General features: G+C 46.5%; 2 protein-coding genes. Both read right to left on the minus strand.

All coding sequences use genetic code 11. The features are described 5' to 3' along the window. Positions 1-86: 86 nt before the first annotated feature. A complete protein-coding gene (locus tag AC1Q6J_RS23095) occupies positions 87-947 on the minus strand; it encodes a broad-spectrum class A beta-lactamase TEM-116 (protein WP_000027050.1) in 861 nt (286 codons plus the stop codon). Positions 948-1409: 462 nt separating this feature from the next. Continuing rightward, positions 1410-2033, minus strand: coding sequence for a type A chloramphenicol O-acetyltransferase (gene catA, locus AC1Q6J_RS23100; RefSeq protein WP_089591712.1), 624 nt, complete (start codon positions 2031-2033; stop codon positions 1410-1412). Positions 2034-2037: the final 4 nt, after the last annotated feature.

Consider the following 2037-nt stretch of genomic DNA (forward strand, 5'->3'; position numbering starts at 1 on the left):
AAAAGGATCTTCACCTAGATCCTTTTAAATTAAAAATGAAGTTTTAAATCAATCTAAAGTATATATGAGTAAACTTGGTCTGACAGTTACCAATGCTTAATCAGTGAGGCACCTATCTCAGCGATCTGTCTATTTCGTTCATCCATAGTTGCCTGACTCCCCGTCGTGTAGATAACTACGATACGGGAGGGCTTACCATCTGGCCCCAGTGCTGCAATGATACCGCGAGACCCACGCTCACCGGCTCCAGATTTATCAGCAATAAACCAGCCAGCCGGAAGGGCCGAGCGCAGAAGTGGTCCTGCAACTTTATCCGCCTCCATCCAGTCTATTAATTGTTGCCGGGAAGCTAGAGTAAGTAGTTCGCCAGTTAATAGTTTGCGCAACGTTGTTGCCATTGCTACAGGCATCGTGGTGTCACGCTCGTCGTTTGGTATGGCTTCATTCAGCTCCGGTTCCCAACGATCAAGGCGAGTTACATGATCCCCCATGTTGTGCAAAAAAGCGGTTAGCTCCTTCGGTCCTCCGATCGTTGTCAGAAGTAAGTTGGCCGCAGTGTTATCACTCATGGTTATGGCAGCACTGCATAATTCTCTTACTGTCATGCCATCCGTAAGATGCTTTTCTGTGACTGGTGAGTACTCAACCAAGTCATTCTGAGAATAGTGTATGCGGCGACCGAGTTGCTCTTGCCCGGCGTCAATACGGGATAATACCGCGCCACATAGCAGAACTTTAAAAGTGCTCATCATTGGAAAACGTTCTTCGGGGCGAAAACTCTCAAGGATCTTACCGCTGTTGAGATCCAGTTCGATGTAACCCACTCGTGCACCCAACTGATCTTCAGCATCTTTTACTTTCACCAGCGTTTCTGGGTGAGCAAAAACAGGAAGGCAAAATGCCGCAAAAAAGGGAATAAGGGCGACACGGAAATGTTGAATACTCATACTCTTCCTTTTTCAATATTATTGAAGCATTTATCAGGGTTATTGTCTCATGAGCGGATACATATTTGAATGTATTTAGAAAAATAAACAAATAGGGGTTCCGCGCACATTTCCCCGAAAAGTGCCACCTGACGTCTAAGAAACCATTATTATCATGACATTAACCTATAAAAATAGGCGTATCACGAGGCCCTTTCGTCTCGCGCGTTTCGGTGATGACGGTGAAAACCTCTGACACATGCAGCTCCCGGAGACGGTCACAGCTTGTCTGTAAGCGGATGCCGGGAGCAGACAAGCCCGTCAGGGCGCGTCAGCGGGTGTTGGCGGGTGTCGGGGCTGGCTTAAGGATTCTCACCAATAAAAAACGCCCGGCGGCAACCGAGCGTTCTGAACAAATCCAGATGGAGTTCTGAGGTCATTACTGGATCTATCAACAGGAGTCCAAGCGAGCTCGATATCAAATTACGCCCCGCCCTGCCACTCATCGCAGTACTGTTGTAATTCATTAAGCATTCTGCCGACATGGAAGCCATCACAAACGGCATGATGAACCTGAATCGCCAGCGGCATCAGCACCTTGTCGCCTTGCGTATAATATTTGCCCATGGTGAAAACGGGGGCGAAGAAGTTGTCCATATTGGCCACGTTTAAATCAAAACTGGTGAAACTCACCCAGGGATTGGCTGACACGAAAAACATATTCTCAATAAACCCTTTAGGGAAATAGGCCAGGTTTTCACCGTAACACGCCACATCTTGCGAATATATGTGTAGAAACTGCCGGAAATCGTCGTGGTATTCACTCCAGAGCGATGAAAACGTTTCAGTTTGCTCATGGAAAACGGTGTAACAAGGGTGAACACTATCCCATATCACCAGCTCACCGTCTTTCATTGCCATACGAAATTCCGGATGAGCATTCATCAGGCGGGCAAGAATGTGAATAAAGGCCGGATAAAACTTGTGCTTATTTTTCTTTACGGTCTTTAAAAAGGCCGTAATATCCAGCTGAACGGTCTGGTTATAGGTACATTGAGCAACTGACTGAAATGCCTCAAAATGTTCTTTACGATGCCATTGGGATATATAA

Source organism: Afipia sp. MLSD5-FHT05B12, assembly GCF_058793355.1.

Bases quoted from the DNA above. Each gene is read 5' to 3' on its own strand.
- AC1Q6J_RS23095 (WP_000027050.1), bottom strand. From the start codon at position 947: ATGAGTATTCAACATTTCCGTGTCGCCCTTATTCCCTTTTTTGCGGCA.